The sequence below is a fragment of the Mucilaginibacter gilvus genome, from assembly GCF_004054195.1.
Classification (GTDB): Bacteria; Bacteroidota; Bacteroidia; order Sphingobacteriales; family Sphingobacteriaceae; genus Mucilaginibacter; species Mucilaginibacter gilvus.
The window spans coordinates 165879-183101 of record NZ_SBIW01000001.1 but is presented as its reverse complement, the minus strand read 5'-3'; the positions used below and the strand labels follow the sequence as shown (position 1 = coordinate 183101).

At 45.0% G+C, this 17223-nt stretch carries 20 protein-coding genes; 13 read left to right on the top strand and 7 right to left on the bottom strand.

Annotated elements, in window-relative coordinates; translation table 11 throughout:
* Nucleotides 1-25 precede the first annotated feature (25 nt).
* On the bottom strand, nucleotides 26-511 hold the full coding sequence (locus EPL05_RS00895) for a DUF3291 domain-containing protein (RefSeq protein WP_128531630.1): 486 nt from the start codon (nucleotides 509-511) through the stop codon (nucleotides 26-28).
* Nucleotides 512-676: 165 nt separating this feature from the next.
* Here EPL05_RS00895 and EPL05_RS00890 point away from each other — a divergent pair, with 165 nt between their 5' ends.
* Complete coding sequence (locus EPL05_RS00890; protein ID WP_128531629.1) at nucleotides 677-1156, top strand: Lrp/AsnC family transcriptional regulator; 480 nt, start codon at nucleotides 677-679, stop codon at nucleotides 1154-1156.
* A 353-nt stretch (nucleotides 1157-1509) separates the two neighbouring features.
* Here EPL05_RS00890 and treA read toward each other — a convergent pair whose 3' ends face one another.
* Complete coding sequence (treA, locus tag EPL05_RS00885; protein ID WP_128531628.1) at nucleotides 1510-3084, bottom strand: alpha,alpha-trehalase TreA; 1575 nt, start codon at nucleotides 3082-3084, stop codon at nucleotides 1510-1512.
* Between the two features lie 69 nt (nucleotides 3085-3153).
* Entirely contained in the window at nucleotides 3154-3822 is a 669-nt protein-coding gene (locus tag EPL05_RS00880; protein ID WP_128531627.1) for a phosphatase PAP2-related protein, read from the bottom strand.
* 175 nt (nucleotides 3823-3997) lie between these two features.
* Here EPL05_RS00880 and eat point away from each other — a divergent pair, with 175 nt between their 5' ends.
* The 9 genes from eat (at nucleotide 3998) to EPL05_RS00840 (ending at nucleotide 11425) form a co-directional block, all read left to right on the top strand.
* Nucleotides 3998-5344, top strand: a complete 1347-nt coding sequence (gene eat, locus EPL05_RS00875) for an ethanolamine permease (RefSeq protein ID WP_243837180.1) — start codon at nucleotides 3998-4000, stop codon at nucleotides 5342-5344.
* A 103-nt stretch (nucleotides 5345-5447) separates the two neighbouring features.
* Nucleotides 5448-6833, top strand: a complete 1386-nt coding sequence (locus EPL05_RS00870; RefSeq protein WP_128531625.1) for an ethanolamine ammonia-lyase subunit EutB — start codon at nucleotides 5448-5450, stop codon at nucleotides 6831-6833.
* A complete protein-coding gene (gene eutC, locus EPL05_RS00865; protein WP_128531624.1) occupies nucleotides 6821-7588 on the top strand; it encodes an ethanolamine ammonia-lyase subunit EutC in 768 nt (255 codons plus the stop codon). The genes EPL05_RS00870 and eutC overlap by 13 nt, the downstream gene beginning before the upstream one ends.
* A gap of 60 nt (nucleotides 7589-7648) precedes the next feature.
* Nucleotides 7649-8152 carry a hypothetical protein gene (locus tag EPL05_RS00860; protein WP_128531623.1) on the top strand — a complete coding sequence of 168 codons (504 nt, stop codon included), beginning with the start codon at nucleotides 7649-7651 and terminating at the stop codon, nucleotides 8150-8152.
* Nucleotides 8153-8337: 185 nt separating this feature from the next.
* The gene (locus tag EPL05_RS23850) at nucleotides 8338-8508 is read left to right on the top strand and encodes a hypothetical protein (protein WP_166727600.1); all 171 of its coding nucleotides are present in this window, start codon (nucleotides 8338-8340) and stop codon (nucleotides 8506-8508) included.
* 10 nt (nucleotides 8509-8518) lie between these two features.
* Nucleotides 8519-8731: a hypothetical protein gene (locus EPL05_RS00855; protein ID WP_128531622.1), complete on the top strand. Its 213-nt coding sequence runs from the start codon at nucleotides 8519-8521 to the stop codon at nucleotides 8729-8731.
* 19 nt (nucleotides 8732-8750) lie between these two features.
* Entirely contained in the window at nucleotides 8751-9329 is a 579-nt protein-coding gene (locus EPL05_RS00850) for a Crp/Fnr family transcriptional regulator (RefSeq protein ID WP_128531621.1), read from the top strand.
* Nucleotides 9330-9573: 244 nt separating this feature from the next.
* Nucleotides 9574-10017, top strand: coding sequence for a carboxymuconolactone decarboxylase family protein (locus tag EPL05_RS00845; protein ID WP_128531620.1), 444 nt, complete (start codon nucleotides 9574-9576; stop codon nucleotides 10015-10017).
* Between the two features lie 202 nt (nucleotides 10018-10219).
* Complete coding sequence (locus EPL05_RS00840; protein WP_128531619.1) at nucleotides 10220-11425, top strand: GAF domain-containing sensor histidine kinase; 1206 nt, start codon at nucleotides 10220-10222, stop codon at nucleotides 11423-11425.
* Nucleotides 11426-11442: 17 nt separating this feature from the next.
* Here the strand turns inward: EPL05_RS00840 and EPL05_RS00835 are convergent, their stop codons facing one another.
* Together EPL05_RS00835 and EPL05_RS00830 are read right to left on the bottom strand one after the other, a co-directional pair.
* Nucleotides 11443-13467 (bottom strand): sensor histidine kinase, encoded by a 2025-nt coding sequence (locus EPL05_RS00835; protein ID WP_128531618.1) that lies wholly within the window; start codon nucleotides 13465-13467, stop codon nucleotides 11443-11445.
* A 95-nt stretch (nucleotides 13468-13562) separates the two neighbouring features.
* Nucleotides 13563-13922: a hypothetical protein gene (locus EPL05_RS00830; RefSeq protein WP_128531617.1), complete on the bottom strand. Its 360-nt coding sequence runs from the start codon at nucleotides 13920-13922 to the stop codon at nucleotides 13563-13565.
* A gap of 351 nt (nucleotides 13923-14273) precedes the next feature.
* Here EPL05_RS00830 and EPL05_RS00825 point away from each other — a divergent pair, with 351 nt between their 5' ends.
* Nucleotides 14274-15242 carry a sugar phosphate isomerase/epimerase family protein gene (locus tag EPL05_RS00825; RefSeq protein ID WP_128531616.1) on the top strand — a complete coding sequence of 323 codons (969 nt, stop codon included), beginning with the start codon at nucleotides 14274-14276 and terminating at the stop codon, nucleotides 15240-15242.
* 64 nt (nucleotides 15243-15306) lie between these two features.
* Here the strand turns inward: EPL05_RS00825 and EPL05_RS00820 are convergent, their stop codons facing one another.
* Nucleotides 15307-15837 carry an OmpA family protein gene (locus EPL05_RS00820; RefSeq protein WP_128531615.1) on the bottom strand — a complete coding sequence of 177 codons (531 nt, stop codon included), beginning with the start codon at nucleotides 15835-15837 and terminating at the stop codon, nucleotides 15307-15309.
* Nucleotides 15838-16051: 214 nt separating this feature from the next.
* Here EPL05_RS00820 and EPL05_RS00815 point away from each other — a divergent pair, with 214 nt between their 5' ends.
* Both EPL05_RS00815 and EPL05_RS00810 read left to right on the top strand, forming a co-directional pair.
* Nucleotides 16052-16501 (top strand): KTSC domain-containing protein, encoded by a 450-nt coding sequence (locus EPL05_RS00815; RefSeq protein WP_128531614.1) that lies wholly within the window; start codon nucleotides 16052-16054, stop codon nucleotides 16499-16501.
* A gap of 28 nt (nucleotides 16502-16529) precedes the next feature.
* Nucleotides 16530-16781: a hypothetical protein gene (locus tag EPL05_RS00810; protein ID WP_128531613.1), complete on the top strand. Its 252-nt coding sequence runs from the start codon at nucleotides 16530-16532 to the stop codon at nucleotides 16779-16781.
* Between the two features lie 11 nt (nucleotides 16782-16792).
* Here the strand turns inward: EPL05_RS00810 and EPL05_RS00805 are convergent, their stop codons facing one another.
* Nucleotides 16793-17143: a hypothetical protein gene (locus tag EPL05_RS00805; protein WP_128531612.1), complete on the bottom strand. Its 351-nt coding sequence runs from the start codon at nucleotides 17141-17143 to the stop codon at nucleotides 16793-16795.
* Between the last annotated feature and the right edge of the window lie 80 nt (nucleotides 17144-17223).

The window sequence follows — 17223 nt, the reverse complement described above, 5'->3', positions numbered from 1 at the left end:
CTCACCGCAACTTTACCAAGTAATTTTATTTCCCCATTGTTTTCTCGTCGTTGGCGGCGCTCTCAACGCCGGCAATCGCCATGGACTTAAAATCAAATGCAAAAGGTGTAGGCCCATGTTTTTGCAGATAGTCAAGGCGCGCTTTCGCTTCATCTATTGTTGGAATATGGCCCTGGGGGATGTACCATAACACCATAAAAACGCGATCAAGTTTTTCGAACCATTGGCGCTTGTTTTTGAGTAGTTCCCTGTGCTTGGTATTGTAAACATAATCTTTCAGGTCGTCCACTTTCTCCCATACCGACATGTTAATGATTATCTGCACATCATCGAACGCATTCGCATCAGTGGCGTTATTATAATCGCCCTTTAATCTCCAAACGAAGCCTTTGCTATGTTCCGCGAGTGAGTTTATCTCGTCGAGCTGGTTAACAAAATCAATCATTACCGGGTCGTTGATGTCTGCTCCTTTTATTTTACCAATGTTTATTTGGGCTAAATTATTTGCCATGATATTTAAATGATATGAATAAGTATACATTCCTTAATTTTAGGTAAAATTGGTATTATAAACTATTATTATTTTCAAATGGGTAACTTATCCTGAAAAATTATCTTTATCGGTAATAATTACTATTTTGATTGTATTTTAACCGGTACCGCAGTAAAAATTCCTATGGCAAAATTAGACAGAACGGACTTGCTGATATTGAAGTCCTTACAAAAAAACTCGAAATTTAATATTACCGAGCTATGCGAAGAGGTGAATATGTCGAAAACACCGGTTTACGAGCGGATAAAGCGGCTGGAGGAAGATGGTTTTATTAAACAATACGTAGCACTGGTAGATCATAAAAAAGTTGGGCTGCCGTTGGTTATATTTTGCAACGTATCCTTAAATGTGCATAATGCGGAGCATATTGAACGCTTTACCAACGAAATTTTAAAGCTGGATGAAGTAACTGAATGTTACTCACTGGGCGGTGTATTCGATTTCTTATTGAAATTTGTGCTGGAAGATCTGGACGCATACAACAAATTCGTTTTTGAAAAACTAACACGAATACAAGACATTGTTAAAATGCAAAGTTCCATTGTGTTACAAGAGATTAAACATACTACGCAATTGAACCTTAAGTTGCCTGAGAAATCATAATAACCAGAGACAAGATTATTAGGCATATTTCAGGCCTGCATCCGAAATGCATCGTTTGAATTGCGTAGAGACGTGATACTTCGCGTCTTTTTTATGGGTTCTTGTTAGCAGATTAGCAGATCCAAAATATTGCGTCTCTACAACCAATGAAAAAAAAACCGCGATAGGGATAGGAGCGGAAACCCCGGAATGGAGTCCCCACTTCTATCAGTGGGGACGGAATGAGGAGTTGGAGTGGATAGCCCGGGCTGAAAGCATCGCCAAAATTGTCTGAAACTCGAATTTTTTGAATTAAAAGAATTTTTCAGAATGTTAAAACAAGCGATCAAAGGTGCATAGACTCTAACCTCTAACTACTCCCCCTTCTTCTCCTCAAAATTGTACTTGTTCATCAGTTTTAATAACACCCCGTTCGTCCAGCCGAAACCGTCTTGGAGGGGGTATTCGCCGCCGCCGGCGGTGAGGCTGGTATCAACCACGTTGTATTTCTCCAGTAGTTTGCCGGTTTGTTTAAAAACGCGGATGTTGAGGTTCATCCAACGGGTGGCTATTTCTTTGGCCAGTTCGTGGTGGTTGTAGTTTTCCAGTCCGTCTATAGCCATATATTGCAGGGGCGCCCATCCGTTTGGGGCGTCCCATTGCTGGCCGCTGAAGTTTAAGGTGGTAACCAGACCGCCCGGTTTCAGGAAGTTGGCTTTCAGGCCGTCTGCAACCTTTTTTGCCTGCGCAGTAGTAGCAATTTTAAACTCCAGTGGAAAAACAGCTGCGAGGGTTGGTATGGTGTTGCGCTGGTTGTTCGTCCAGTTATAATCGTTAAACCAGGCGTTTTTTTCATCCCAAAAATACTTCAGGATAGCCTTTTTGCGGGCGGCGGCCTTGGCAGTGTACAGGTTGTATTGCGCGGCATTGCCTTTTACCTGGTAGCTGCGGGCGATGGTGAGTTCCATATTATACATCAGGCAGTTGAGGTCTACAGGTACCAGGTCGGTAGTTTGGATGGTGCCTATTTTAGCCGGGTCGGTAAACCAGCGGCTGCTAAAATCCCATCCCGAGGCTGCTGCTGCGCGGATATGGTGGTAAAATACAGGTAACGGCTCGCTGGTGGTTTTAGCGGCATCCACATCTTTGATGTACGATTCCTCGCGCGGCTCGTCGCTTTCGTCCCAGTAGCGGTTAAGTAGCGTACCGTCAGCCATGCGTACGGCGCGGTGCGTTGCTTTACCTTTGGCAAGTGTGGTGGCGCCAAGCATCCAGTAGTTGTATTCTTTAATCAGTTGTGGTTGATATTTGGTAAGAATGGCATTGCCCTTGCTTTTAGCCAATAGGTTCACCATCATGGCGAAGAAAGGCGGCTGCGAGCGGGTGAGGTAATAAGCCCGGTTACCATTAGGGATAAAGCCGTAAGTATCTATCAGGTAAGCAAAATTATCTATCATGTTTCCTATCACTTTTTCCTGGTGACTTTGCTGCAGGCCCAGCATGGTAAAGTAGCTGTCCCAGTAATAGATCTCGCGGAAACGCCCACCCGGCACAATGTATGGGTTGGGCAAAGCGGCGAGGGAGGAAAGTTTTGAACCCGCATCGGGCTTGCGCTGCAGCACTTGCCAAAGGGTATCGATATGCTTGCGGATGCCCTCCTCTATATTGGTTTGGAAGGCATGGGTAGGCGAGGCTGGCGGCGTAAAGTTAAAAAGCACAAACTCTTTTAGGTTGAAACCGGTTTTGCCTTTTTGCTCGTTAAACGACTTCATGATCTGGCTCGGCTCATACCTGGGCGTACAATCCACAAAGGTTTTATTATCAGGGAATATATCTGAAGACTGTACCGCTTCGAACAGGCCTGGGAACAATTGGCGTGGTGTTTTTTGTTGGGCATTAGTATAGGTGGCAGTAAATACCAAAGCAATAAGGATGAGTTTTTTGAGCATAGGATAGCCGTTTATAGTGGTAATAACGAACTATAAATTTAAGATATTATGCGCTAACAGCAAGCTTTTTTAGGCCTCGTCGCCGGTAATTTTGTCGGGGATGTCCAGCTTTAGAAAATAACTGGTAATAAGATAGATAGTGCATACAAAAACCGGCGCGGCCAACACATCAATAGTATAGTGAATATGCTGGATCAGTAACAGCACCATTACAGCTATGATGGCAATAAAACTTATTATTTTATCGGTACGGTTTTGCAGACAGAGAAAAATGAGCACCATGGTAGAGGTATGGCCGCTATAAAAAAGATCTTTGGTGATCACCGCGTTGCCGTAAAAGATGCCCGTTATGGGGTCGATCAAATGCACCATGCCATGCGGAGGGTCAAGCGCGAATGCCATAATAGTCATCATGCGGGTTAGGTTCACAAAAAACAGTGTCCACACGTATTTGATATAAATGTTGGGGTTATAAAGAGCACGGTATACAGTAAGTATTGCCATCCCCCAGATAAGCGCGAAAATAAGCAAGGATACGTTGTAGGCAGGCAGACAATCCAGCACCCAATCGTTTAATACAATACCGTTCCTTTTTTCGATGTGGCCAAAAAAGAATGGCATACCAGAGAGCATAATGATGGTAACAACAGAACCCGGCAAAATTTTTGAGCGTGTTTTGGGCGATTGTAGGGCTTCCACCCAAATTTCCTTTATCGTACGGGTATTATTTTGCGCCACTGTTTTTTATCACATTAATTAGGGGTGCAAAGTTAAAAAAATCGGCTCAATATTAAATAATGGTTATTTTAATATTAGATTAAGATAACAGATGCGCCAGTTTCGGCTATTTGAATCACAAAATTTTCAGCTCACGTTTTTAATCTGTACCTTAAAGGTATATTAACTTATCGCCTTGGAAAATATCGATTCAACACAACTAAAAAGAGTGCTAAAACCCGTGCATCTATGGGCGATAGCCGTGGGTTTGGTTATCAGCGGCGAGTATTTTGGGTGGAATTTAGGTTGGGAAGTATCGGGCACTATCGGTTTCCTGATAGCTACGCTTATCGTAACGTTAATGTACATTACCTTCATCTTTAGCTACACCGAGCTAACCACTTCTATACCCCACGCGGGCGGTGCATTTGCGTATGCCTACCGCGCCATAGGCCCTATAGGGGGGCTGATAGCCGGATACGCTACATTAATAGATTTCCTGTTTGCCACACCGGCCATCGCTTTTTCATTGGGGAGTTATGTCCATTTTTTACACCCGGCTATTGGGGTATTGCCCTCGGCGCTGACGTTTAATGTGGTGTTTATCCTGTTGAATATCTACGGGGTGAAGGAGTCGGCAACGTTCTCGGTATTCATCACTATTTTAGCCGTTGGCGAACTGCTGCTGTTTATGGGTGTGGTTGGCCCGCATTTTAAAATGGATAATTATTTAAGCAACCCCATGCCTTTTGGCTGGAGCGGCGTTTTCGCGGCGCTGCCTTTCGCCGTATGGTTTTATTTGGCTATAGAAGGTGTTGCCATGGTTGCCGAAGAGGTGAAAGATCCCAAACGCAACATCCCCCGCGGCTATATTTATGCTTTGGCAACGCTGGTTTTTTTAGCCCTGGGGGTAATGATCTTAACCGGCGGGGTTACCGACTGGCGTAAACTCAGCAAACTGGATTACCCCTTGCCCGAAGCTATCAGCGTAGTATTAGGCAAGGGTAGCGGACTTACGCAACTGTTTGCCAGTATTGGTTTGTTTGGGTTGATAGCTTCTATACATGGCACTATCCTGGCATCATCGCGGCAGGTATTCGCCATGGCACGCAGCGGCTATTTGCCAAAAGGGTTGGCAGAAGTTAGCACCAGGTTTAAAACGCCCCATTGGGCAATTATTGTTGGCGGGGTTATTAGCTTTGTCGCGTTGTTTACGGGCACCACCAGCCAGATCCTCATCCTGTCGGTAATGGGGGCGGTGGTAATGTATATGATGAGCATGATCAGTTTGTTCAGGCTCCGCAAGAAGGAACCAAACTTAGAGCGCCCTTTTGCCGCTGTACTTTACCCGGTTTTCCCTGCAATAGCGCTGGTAATATCGGCGGTCTGCCTGTTGACCATTATGTATTACAATTTTTGGGTGAGCCTCATATTTTATGCCGGGCTGGCCATTGCCCTTGGCATTTTTGTGCTGATGGGCAAACACAAAACCAAAATTATGGACGATGAAATGTTGAATGCACCGCAGGCAATTGTTATTTAGTTAGCAGTTTACAATTGGCAGTGCGCGGTTTGCCGTCACCAAAATCGAAAGTTGTTACTAAAAAAATCACTCATTCACTAATTCAGTCCTTCACTCAATAAAAATGTATCAGCACACCATCCTCGGCAAAGTTTACAGGTTTGATAGCCTGCGGGAACTGCTTGCGAAGGCTTCGCCCCACCGCACGGGTGATGTGTTGGCCGGGTTAAGTGCCGGGAGTTACGAGGAACGCGTTGCTGCGCAGATTACCTTAGCCGATGTTTTGCTGACAGATTTTTTGAACGAAGCGGTTATCCCCTACGAAGAGGACGAGGTTACGCGCCTCATCATAGATACCCACGATGCCGAAGCCTTTAAACTCATCAGTTCGCTCACCGTTGGTGGCCTGCGCGATTGGCTGTTATTAGATGAAACGGATACCCTTATTCTTAAGAGCATCGAAAATGCCCTAACGCCCGAGATGGCCGCTGCAGTATCCAAAATAATGCGTAACCAGGATCTTATCGCGGTAGCAAAAAAATGTGAAGTGGTTACCAAATTCCGCAACACGATAGGCCTGAAAGGGCATTTTGCCACCCGCTTGCAACCCAATCATCCAACAGACGATCCACGCGGAATTGCCGCCAGTTTAATTGAGGGCTTGCTGTATGGCAGCGGCGATGCCTGCATCGGAATCAACCCGGCTACGGATAGCCCGGCGGCTGTGCTTAAAATCGTAATGCTGATTGATCAGCTGCGCGAACAATTTGAAATTCCCACGCAATCCTGCGTGCTGAGCCATATTACCACTACTTTAGAGCTGGTGAACAAAGGCGCGCCTATCGACCTTTGCTTTCAATCCATCGCCGGCACACAGAAGGCAAACGCCAGTTTCGGCATCAGTTTATCGTTATTGGACGAGGCTTACCAGGCTACATTATCCCTCAACCGTGGTACTATGGGTAATAATGTAATGTACTTTGAGACCGGGCAGGGCAGCTGCTTATCGGCTAATGCACATTATGGGGTAGACCAGCAAACCTGCGAAGCAAGGGCTTATGCCGTGGCTAAAAAGTTTAAACCACTGCTGGTAAACTCGGTGGTAGGCTTCATCGGTCCCGAATATTTGTACGATGGCAAGCAGATAACCCGGGCCGCTTTGGAGGATCACTTTTGCGGAAAACTGCTTGGCCTGCCCATGGGTGTAGATATTTGCTACACCAACCACGCCGAAGCCGATCAGGACGATATGGACAACCTGCTCACCCTTTTAGGAGTAGCCGGCTGTAATTTTATTATGGGGATTCCCGGGTCGGATGATATTATGCTGAATTATCAGTCCACCTCGTTCCATGATGCTTTGTACCTACGGAAGGTGTTGGGTTTAAAACCGGCTCCCGAATTTGAAGCCTGGTTGCTGCGGCAGGGAATAATGGATGAGAACGGCAACCCCGCCAAAGGTGGCCCCGAAGCATTGTTAAACAAAACCAATTCGCTATGGCTAAAATAATAAAGCATAAACCAAGTCCTGGTGAGCCTTTAAGCTTTTTAAAAGAGTTTACGCAGGCGAGAATAGCCATTGGAGCTACCGGCACCAGCATCCCTACAACACAATCGTTAGCATTTAAACTGGCCCATGCCCATGCGCGCGATGCCGTGTACTCGGTTATGGATACCGAATTGCTGGCAGACGAGCTGATGCAGTTTAACCTGCCCGTGTTGCACCTGCACAGCCAGGCAATCAGCCGCGAGCAATACCTGCAACGACCTGATCTGGGCCGCCTGCTGGACGAGCTATCCGTAAACCGCCTTGCCGACCAGATAGAGAACAAGGGTATTGTGCTGATCTTAGCAGACGGACTTTCGGCAACCGCTATCAATCAAAATGCTGTGGAGTTATTAAAGCTGCTTATTCCCAAACTAATTGCCGCCAAAGTAAAACTGGCACCACTTTGCCTCGTAGTACAGGGTAGGGTAGCCATTGGCGATGGCATAGCCGCCGAATTAGGGGCAAGTTTATCGGTTATACTTATCGGCGAACGCCCCGGTCTTAGCGCCGCGGATAGTATGGGCGCTTACCTTACTTATGCCCCAAAGCCAGGCCTCCGGGACGATTCCCGTAATTGCATTTCTAACATCCGCCCCGAAGGGCTACCCGTTACTGTTGCAGCGGATAAATTATTTTACCTGATTCAGGAGGCCTTGAGCAGGAAAATATCGGGCGTAGCCTTAAAAGATAACGAGGGGTTGCTTTCGGATAAATAGCAATTATATCACTCTCATCGGGAATAAATATTTGTATATTACAGCTTCAATAACCTTATCATGTCCTCTAATTATAATTTGCCCCAAACGCCCACTACTTTTTTACGCACAATTACTATAATACACCTCGCATTAGCTGCCGGGCAAGTGCTTTTTGGTATTGTGGTACTGTCATTAAACAAGCGAATCATCATCAATGTCCGCGATACGCGCGACCCGTTGGTATATGCTGTACCCGCGCTTGCTATCATTTGCTTTGTACTCAGCGGTTTTTTATATAAAAAAGTATTGAGTGGCGGCATACGGCCCGATAGTACTTTAAAGGGAAAATTAATGATGTATCAAACCGCGCTGATTATAAGGTTAGCCTTGCTTGAAGGGCCCTCCTTATTTGGTATTGTGGCCTTTTTTCTCACCGGCTCACTCTTTTTCTTGCTCATATCGCTGGTGCTGATAGGGTACTTCATCTATATCAGGCCCACAAAAGATAATATTGAAGAGACGCTGGAACTTACTTACGCCGAAAAAGAGACCTTTAACCGGCGCGACGAATATCTGCAATAAAATAACTGAGCTTTATACCAAAGTAAAATTGAGCTTCTTGCCAAAACGCCGCCCTTAAATTACCACGACATTTGTTTTATGGCCGCTGCGCACAGCTTTAAAAAGGCTTTCGGCGTGGCTCCATCAATGATGTAATGTTTACGATAAGTTTTGACAGCAGGGGATGAGCGTTTATCTTAGTTGATATGAAAAACACCATCTATCTGTGTGTGCTTGCTTTTTTGATTGCAGGCTGCAACTACACCGTTTATGACATGAACAAGGGACTATTAAAGATCTCTAAAAAAGAAGTGTATGTTGTGAAATACACGACTGAGATTCCGGCCGGCACCACCGCAGAAATAAGTTACCGATAAAGGCAATACCGTGCAAACCGTAAAAGGCGCTACCGGCAAATGGGAAAAAGCGGTTGATCTGCCATCCGGGCAGAAGGTGATGCTGAAGATATATGTAAAGCTACCGCAAACCAACCCGGCCAGTCAGCTAAGCACTGTGCAAACCATTGATGGCGTGGTAATGGACGAGAAGGTACAAACCGGCAAAAAGGTGATATACAGGTTTTGCTATAAGCTGCCGTAATCTTGTATCTTCGTTCATCATGTATCCCGAATTGCTCGCCCATATTAAACGCTATGTAACCTTAACTGCCGCAGAAGAGGAATTGCTATGCGGCAGAATGGAGCTGAAAAAGTTTAAAAAGAAGGCGATGATACTGGAGCCCGGCTACCATTGCCCAGGTAATTATTTTGTGCTGAAAGGTCTTTTGAGGCAGTACATCGTAAATAAAAAATTGAACGAACAGATCATCCAGTTTGCGCTGGAAAGCTGGTGGATAGCCGATCAGGACAGTCTGCTGAACAAGAGCCCTGCAACTACCTACATCCAAACCATCGAAGAAACGGAGGTACTGCTTTTGCACGAGCGCGACCGCCTGGAGTTATTTAAGATGATCCCCGCTTTGGAAGGTTACTTTCGCATTATGATGCAAAAATCATTTATAGCGGCACAGCGCCGGGTGGGCTATATCTTCAATCAAAATGATGAGGAGCGGTACCGTTTTTTTACCAAACTTTTCCCCGGGTTTGTGCAGCGTGTACCGCAGTATATGTTGGCATCGTACCTGGGCTTTACGCCTCAGTTTTTGAGCAGGTTGAGAGGGAAGAAGGAGATTGATTAGTATAATTCGCTATTTAACCACAGCGTTAACAGCTTTTTACACAGAGAGGTACAGGGCCTTACTATTGAAATTTGTTAACTCATAAATTTCTATTTTTTCTCTCTGTGAACCTCTGCGGAAAACTCTGCGTCCTCTGTGGTTAAATAACCACTGTGAAAAGCACAATTCCTTGTTTTCTTAAACTCAGTTCATTTTTCCGGGCCTTTCTAATGCGCAACTTTGTCTTAACAAAAACAATAAGACAATGAGCAGATTAAAATTAAACACGGCCGAACCCGCCGCATGGCGGGCCATGTATGCATTAGAAAGATACATGGAAGGTACAGGCGTATCCCACAAACATAAAGACCTGATCAAGATTCGCGCGTCGCAAATAAACGGCTGTGCCTATTGCATAGATATGCACACCCGCGATGCCCGCAAGGCCGGCGAAACTGAGCAGCGTATTTACGCCCTAAACGCCTGGAGGGATACCAATTTTTTTGATGAGCAGGAGCAAGCCATCCTTGCTCTTACAGAAGAAGTTACACTGATAGCCGGGAATCATGTTTCAAACGAAACGTACAACCGTGCAGCAGCCCTGTTTGATGAGACTTATTTGGCACAGGTAATGATGGCTATCATTACCATCAACGCATGGAACAGGATTGGGATCACCACCGAACTGATGCCTGAGTTGCAGAAATAAAACATTAAGGGACACGCAAAACCGTGCGGTTTTAGAATTATGATGTAGGTAGAGGCGCGATACTTCGCGTCTCTTCTTTTATTTATAGAGTGCTTTAAGGGCCTCAAAATAAATTCGGGCATATTTTTTGATTTTAGGGATGGAAATAAATCTGCAAAAAATAAAAATCCGTAATTAGTAGCAGACCCCAATTAACTATTATATGCATACCAACCCTATTCCCGAAAATGAAATGGGCAGAATCATCAGCCTGTCTGATTACGACCTCGATTACACCAGCTTCCAGGATACTTTTAAAGACCTGGCCAAGTTAGCCGCCACGGTTGCAGGTACTTCCATTTCGCTTGTTAATCTTATAGATTCTTTCACGCAATGGACCGTTACTAACCATGGGCTGGACATAGACCAGATGCCCCGCGAAGATTCGGTTTGCCAGTATACTATATCCGTACCCGAATCACAATTTGAAGTAAAAGACCTCACCGACGACAATCGCTTTAAGGATAAGTTTTACGTAGTTGACGGGCCTAAGCTGAAGTACTATTTCGGCATCCCCCTAAAAACAAATGACGGCCATAACCTGGGCGCGCTCTGCGTACTCGATAAAGACCTAAAAACGCTTTCACCAGAGAAGATAGAATTGCTGAAAATAATTGCCGGCGAAATAGTAAACCGTTTAACCGCGCACAAGACCATTACCGGGCTTAAAACTAAACTGCACGAAGCCAACGAAACCAAAAAGAAGGTAGCGCATGATATCCGCGGTCCGCTGGGCGGTATCATCGGGCTGGCGCAGGTAATAAGTGAGCAAGGGCAAGAGAATGAGATAGACGAGGTGCTGGAATTTATAAACCTGATACAACGCAGCGGACGATCTTTGCTTGAACTCGCTGACGAGATATTAGGCACCGACTTACCAAGGGGCAAAGACCTTAAAGCCGATGAATTTAATCTGCTGGTTTTTAAGGATAAGCTGGAAAAACTTTACACCCCGCAAGCCAAAAACAAGAATATCGACTTTGTAATAAACACATCGGTAAATTCCGATACAATTCCATTCAGTAAAAATAAACTATTGCAAATAACGGGGAACCTTATTTCCAACGCTATGAAGTTTACGCCGGTTGATGGCAAAATAACGGTAGACCTGGGCCTTAAAATTGAGGAGACACAAAACCTTCTCCAGATAAACGTAACCGATACCGGCGTAGGGCTGAGCCAGGATGCTATCAATACCATTTTAGAAGGCAAAGCCACCTCAACAGATGGCACAAGTGGCGAACAGGGCTATGGTTTCGGGCTGGCGCTGGTTAAACACCTGGTGGATTCCCTTAAAGGAGATATGCGGATCTACTCACAGCCCAACCAGGGCGCTAACTTTGAGGTGGTGTTACCACAGGTAGCATAATTAGTCGTGCAAATTGGTTAATGATTTATCGGGACCTCAAAATGGAAGGTAGTACCGGCGCCGGGGCTGCTCTGTAGCCATATTTTTCCGTTGTGGCGGTTTACTATTTCGTGGCTGATGTATAAGCCAATGCCCAGGCCCGACATGTGAGCTGCCAGATTCTCCACACGGTAAAACCTGGTGAAAACGCGTCCCTGCTGGCTTTTATCAATGCCAATGCCAAAATCCTGCACCGATACATGCAATGAAGTTGGAGTAGCGTTAGCCCTTACTATAATTTCCTTCGCATTAGGCGAATACTTTATAGCGTTTGATACGAGGTTGATAATAACCTGTTCTAAGCGCTGCTGATCAGCATTTATTACAAGGTTGTTCAGCTCTTGTTCCAACAGTATCTGGTGCGAGTGCTGACTGTTCCGCATCATTTCTATCACTTCGGCTATCAACGCTTCCGCGTTAAACTGGCTATATGAAAACGGAAGCTTACCGGTTTGTATTTTAGATACATCAAGCAAATCGGCAATAAGGGCGGCCAGTTTACCCACCTGGTTGCGGGCCTTAGTAACAAATAATTTGTTCTTGTCTTCGTTGGCTAAGCTCCGTTCAACTATTTGCAGGTATCCCTGTATGCTGGTAACTGGTGTCTTCAGTTCGTGGCTGGCCATCCCAATAAAATCATCTTTTTTGGAGTTGAGCAACGTTATCTCTTCATATAGTTTCGCATTATCAAGCGCAACCGAAGCATGTGCCGCCACTGCGCTGATCAATTTTTCGTGTTCACTTGTGAATTTTCCCGGCTGTGGATGGCCAAAGAATAGCCCTCCTAATACCGCTCCCGATTTGGAAGTTACAGGTACGGCCAGGTAACTCACCACAGGCAAGTGCCCCTCGGGCATACCCTTATGTGGGTGATTATGGCCGTAGCGGGGGTCTTTGGTAATATCGTCTACCCTAACAATGCCAGCTCCGCTAAAGGTTTGATGAAAAATTTGCGTATTACGCGGCATTCCAAACTTTTCAAATGCTTCTCTCGGCGCCCCCGATAAGGTATACAGCATGTACGATTCGCCTTTTTTATCTACCAGGTTGTGAAAAAACGCGCCAAATGCAGCACCCGTAAGTTGAGTTGTAGCATCAGTAACTTTTTGCAGGATGCTTTGGATATCCAACTCTGCCGATATTAAACGGCCAACCGAGTTTAGAATCTCCAGGTTATCGGCATAGCGTTGCAAGTCTGTTTCGGCCTGCTTTTGCTTGCTAATGTCCCTCGCTATCTTCGAACCGCCAATAATTAAGCCTTTTTTGTTTTTAATAGGCGAAACGGTAAGAGAAATGGGAATCTCGGCACCCTTACTGTTTAGGCGTATGGTTTCAAAATGGTCAACCTTTTCGCTATTGCGCACTTTTTCGATGATAACCGCCTCTTCCTGTAAGCGATCGTGCGGGATCAGGATGCTGATGTGTTTGCCAATTACCTCTGCCTCACTATAACCAAATAGCTTTTCTGCACCCCTGTTCCAGCTGGTAATAATGCCATCGAGCGTTTTGCTGATAATAGCATCGTCTGACGACTCAATTATCGCGGCAAGCACGGCCTGCTTGGTTTCATCGGCTTTGTGTTCGGTAATATCAATAAGCGTGTTTGTGGCGCCAATGAGTTTATTACCGGCATAAATAGGAACCGGGTGGGGGAGCACATACCTGGTGCTTCCATCGGGGCGCTCAATTAAAATTTCTTCTCCCTCTACCGCAATGCCAGTGGCAAGCGTTTTGGCCATGGGGCAATTATCAAGCGGCATGGGGCTACCATCCGGATTGTATATTTTCCACGATCCGCACCAAAGATCTCTCCCAATTTGAGGGGTACGCCCCCAGAGTTTAACAGCCGCGAGGTTATAAGAGGTAATAAAACCATGTGCATTGCAATTGTAAACGGCAACAGGCAAATTATCTAACACCCGGGCAGCAAATAAGTTATCGCCTTCTGGTGCAACATTGCCCGGCAATGTAATTACATTACCGGCTGGGAAAATTGGAGACATAGTAGTAAAACACGTACTCCTATAGGTTGTTTTTAAAATTATTATTTTTTTAAAACAATTTTCGAAGTGGTGTTGTTGCCCGCAGCCAGCGCCCCTTATTCCTGGGATGTTTCTGTTTTATAGCTCGAAACGTGGGTGGTTTTTATGGTCAGCAGGAAAGATTTCCCTACAGATATTTTGATGCTCCTGTCTTGCAGAAAAGCTTTAATGGCTTCATCTGCCTTAAGGGCTTCATAAAGGTCGCGCGCTACGGCCGATCCGCTGATGTTGTTGATCACCTTACCGTTTTCCATGCTTAAATTAAAGGTATAGCCGGATTTGCCGCGGTCGCCCGCCGATTCAAAATCGGTTATATTCAATTTGAAGCTTTGTTCTTCGTTAAGGCTCTTTTTAAGATGCAGACGGATAACCGGAATGTACCGCTTCCAGGTTGTTAAATATTTTCTTTCTTCCATGCGTAAGCCGTAAAGGTATAATAATTAAATGGTGCGCAGCTATTTAGTTTAGGCAATTAAACAGGCAATCAATTTTTTATAGGTGTTTGAGCGTCCAGTTTTTAAAAGTTAGACACGCCTGGACGCATTGGACGCAGCTGGACGTTCATCATCAGCGTTATCAAATTGTACATATATTGCTCAAAATCTCCCCGAAATTTGCTTTTTCTTGCACCGTATTAAAAACATTCTCTATTCTCCACTCACCAAAACTCAATGTGTCATGGTAACACTTTAATACAAAGTTTGCCGGTATCATTAAATTAATAACTTTGGTTAACCAACATTATTACCCAAACAAGTTTAAATTTTATGGAAAAGCATCACCTAAGCAGGCGCAGGTTTATTGGCAGCGGCGCTATTGCTGCAACAGGCCTTTTATTTTTGTCGAAGTCCTCATTCGCAGGCGCTTTATTAAACAGTGCCGATAAGCCGAATTCCATGGTAAATGGCGTGCAGATAGGCGTTATTACCTATTCGTTTCGCAGTATGCCGGGTACGGCAGAGGATTTGTTGAAATACTGTATAGACTGTAACATCAACGCCATAGAACTGATGGGCGATGCGGCGGAAGCTTATGCCGGTGCGCCAAAAAGGGCCGGGGTGTATGGCAGATCGCCAACAGCCGAAGAAACAGCCGTCAATGCTGATTTCCCTATGCGTTTGGCAGAGTGGCGTGCCAACGCGCCGATGGATAAGTTTGTTGAGCTGCGCAAAATGTATAAAAATGCAGGCGTTAAGATCTACGCCTGGAAACCAAACGCCTTGGGTAAGAAAAATACCGACGCGGAAATAGAATACGCTTTCAAAGCCGGTAAGGCCTTGGGGGTAAACCATGTTACGGTAGAACTGCCGGATGATGAGCAAACCAAGCGCCTTGGCGATTTGGCAACTAAGCATAAAATGATAGTGGGCTACCATGCGCACACTCAGGCTACCCCAACGCTTTGGGATACCGCGCTTAGCCAGTCGGAATATAACGGTATTAACCTGGATATTGGTCATTATGCTTCGGGGACCAGCAGCAGCCCTGTTCCGTTCATCGAGAAATACCACGACAGGATAACCAGTATGCACATTAAGGACCGCAAATTTAACAACGGACCCAATGCACCTTGGGGAACTGGTGATACCGCTATAAAAGAGGTAATGGCTTTAATGAAAACCAATAAATATAAATTTCCCGCCACTATTGAGCTGGAGTATAACATCCCCGCCGGCTCGGACGCGGTAAGGGAAGTAAAAGTTTGCCGCGAATACCTGGTAAGCGCCTTAAGTTAAACCATAAAAAAAGGGAGCCGATCTGGCTCCCTTTTTTATGCTCATATTACCGGTTTGAGTAATATTATTGTTTTTTGATCTCTACACGGCGGTTCAGCACGCGGCCTTCTTCTGTTTTGTTATCGGCAACGGGTTTGCTTTCGCCCCAGCCTTTTACGGTTAAATTATCGCTGCTGATACCGCTGTTTGTTAAATATAGTTTAACTGCAGTAGCACGTTCAACAGAAAGTTCCATATTATGCGCATCGCTGCCTTCGGCAGATGAATTTCCATTCAGTATAAACTTAACCGAAAGGTCTTTCTTCATTTCTGAAACAGCTTTGTCAAGCACCGGGTACGAATCTGTTTTCAGGATCCCCGAGTTAAACTCAAACTGAATATTGCTGAAACTGTAATTCGGTGGAGCAGGGGCAGGTGCCGGTGTTTCGGCCATAGGTGGGGTAGGTTTCGGCGTTTCTACCGGTGCGGGTTTTGCAGGTTCGGCTACAGGAGCAGGTGCCTGGGCAACTACCGCTTTTTTGGCTTTACAGGCCGGGAACAAAACAACCGCTGATAAAATAGCAGCCGCGAGGATAGTTGATCTTAATAACTTCATATGAATAAGGGTTTTCGTACAAATATAAAACGTTTGCTAAGGTTGCATATTGTAATTTACTTTTTGTTGAGCGGGTAATGGTTGAGCGCCAATATCTTAAAATGCATTGCACAGCAAATTTAAAAACCGTACCTTTGCGGCGTATTTTCTGCGAAGGTGATAAGCTATATCTGCTTCATTTTCAACGTTAATAAGCATACGAATAAAAATAAGCATGAAAAAAATAGTAGATTACAGGAAGCTTTTGGGCGTTAACGAGGCTGCGGAACTGCAGGAATTAAAAACCATTTACCGCGGTATGATGAAAACCTGGCACCCTGATAAATTTCAGCATAGTGCTGAGGAAAAGGAAGCTGCGGAAGAAAAAAGCAAAACCATCATAGAAGCGTACCACTTTTTGGTAAGCATTGCGCCTGAAACCCGTGACCAAACTATTGCCGATTACACCCTTACTACTTCCTCATCTAACATAGCCGATTTTGAATACAAATCGCAGGTGCTTAAAGTGAGTTTTTTAGATGGCAGCGAATATGAGTACTTTGATGTACCTAAAGCGGTTTATGTGAAGCTCATCAACGCCGATTCGCCGGGAAGATTTGCCCGCAGGCATATTTTCAATAACTATGTTTACCGCAGCGTAAGCAGGTTGGTGGCAAGCGCATAATTACAGCGGCATATTACATTGCTAAGGTTTGGTTGGCGTTATTTTTAAAGCTAAATTAACCCACCATTTAACCTTAACCAATGTAGCCATGATATTTCTTGCAAAAAACTTTTCTTACAAGGGAGCCTTGGTTGGCTTCATCATTGGTGCATCTATAGGGTTAGGCATGTTGAATTTCAGCATTGCTTTTAACCTTGGGCTTATTGTGGCCGTTATTTTCGGTTTCAGAAAAAGTTTGAATCAATCACCTGCGACAAAAAAAGTCACTGATGTTTTATAGCCCCGGTAATTTTATAGCTGCGCTTGTATATGTTCTGCAACTTGCAGTTGCTCTGCCGCAGATAATTTTTCGCCATCATATTCCCACTCGCCGTTCGCGTTGAAGTTAATTTCTCCGAGGTAATCTTTTTGGTTGATGTTATCCAAACCGGGGATGTTATCGCCAATTTCGCCGGGAATGCTGAGGTGGTTAAAAATACTGTCGTTTTTATTCTTCGCGCGGTAAATAGCATACACCGGGCAGTTTTCGCAATCGGCGAGAGTTGCGTTCATCGGCTCAAAATATACATTAAGGGTTTGGCCGTTATCGGTTGTAATACCTAAGGATGGGATGTTGAGGTGGTTGACGGTTGCGTTATCCATAGCTGAGCGTTTTATACTTATAAGTACAAACGGTAACTATAAAAGTTTCCGCAAATTTTAAATCGATCCAATATTAAAGC

Coding starts and splice junctions, on each gene's coding strand:
- EPL05_RS00895 (WP_128531630.1), bottom strand. CDS start 511: ATGGCAAATAATTTAGCCCAAATAAACATTGGTAAAATAAAAGGAGCA.
- EPL05_RS00890 (WP_128531629.1), top strand. CDS start 677: ATGGCAAAATTAGACAGAACGGACTTGCTGATATTGAAGTCCTTACAA.
- treA (WP_128531628.1), bottom strand. CDS start 3,084: ATGCTCAAAAAACTCATCCTTATTGCTTTGGTATTTACTGCCACCTAT.
- EPL05_RS00870 (WP_128531625.1), top strand. CDS start 5,448: ATGTATCAGCACACCATCCTCGGCAAAGTTTACAGGTTTGATAGCCTG.
- eutC (WP_128531624.1), top strand. CDS start 6,821: ATGGCTAAAATAATAAAGCATAAACCAAGTCCTGGTGAGCCTTTAAGC.
- EPL05_RS00860 (WP_128531623.1), top strand. CDS start 7,649: ATGTCCTCTAATTATAATTTGCCCCAAACGCCCACTACTTTTTTACGC.
- EPL05_RS23850 (WP_166727600.1), top strand. CDS start 8,338: ATGAAAAACACCATCTATCTGTGTGTGCTTGCTTTTTTGATTGCAGGC.
- EPL05_RS00850 (WP_128531621.1), top strand. CDS start 8,751: ATGTATCCCGAATTGCTCGCCCATATTAAACGCTATGTAACCTTAACT.
- EPL05_RS00845 (WP_128531620.1), top strand. CDS start 9,574: ATGAGCAGATTAAAATTAAACACGGCCGAACCCGCCGCATGGCGGGCC.
- EPL05_RS00840 (WP_128531619.1), top strand. CDS start 10,220: ATGCATACCAACCCTATTCCCGAAAATGAAATGGGCAGAATCATCAGC.
- EPL05_RS00835 (WP_128531618.1), bottom strand. CDS start 13,467: ATGTCTCCAATTTTCCCAGCCGGTAATGTAATTACATTGCCGGGCAAT.
- EPL05_RS00830 (WP_128531617.1), bottom strand. CDS start 13,922: ATGGAAGAAAGAAAATATTTAACAACCTGGAAGCGGTACATTCCGGTT.
- EPL05_RS00825 (WP_128531616.1), top strand. CDS start 14,274: ATGGAAAAGCATCACCTAAGCAGGCGCAGGTTTATTGGCAGCGGCGCT.
- EPL05_RS00820 (WP_128531615.1), bottom strand. CDS start 15,837: ATGAAGTTATTAAGATCAACTATCCTCGCGGCTGCTATTTTATCAGCG.
- EPL05_RS00815 (WP_128531614.1), top strand. CDS start 16,052: ATGAAAAAAATAGTAGATTACAGGAAGCTTTTGGGCGTTAACGAGGCT.
- EPL05_RS00805 (WP_128531612.1), bottom strand. CDS start 17,143: ATGGATAACGCAACCGTCAACCACCTCAACATCCCATCCTTAGGTATT.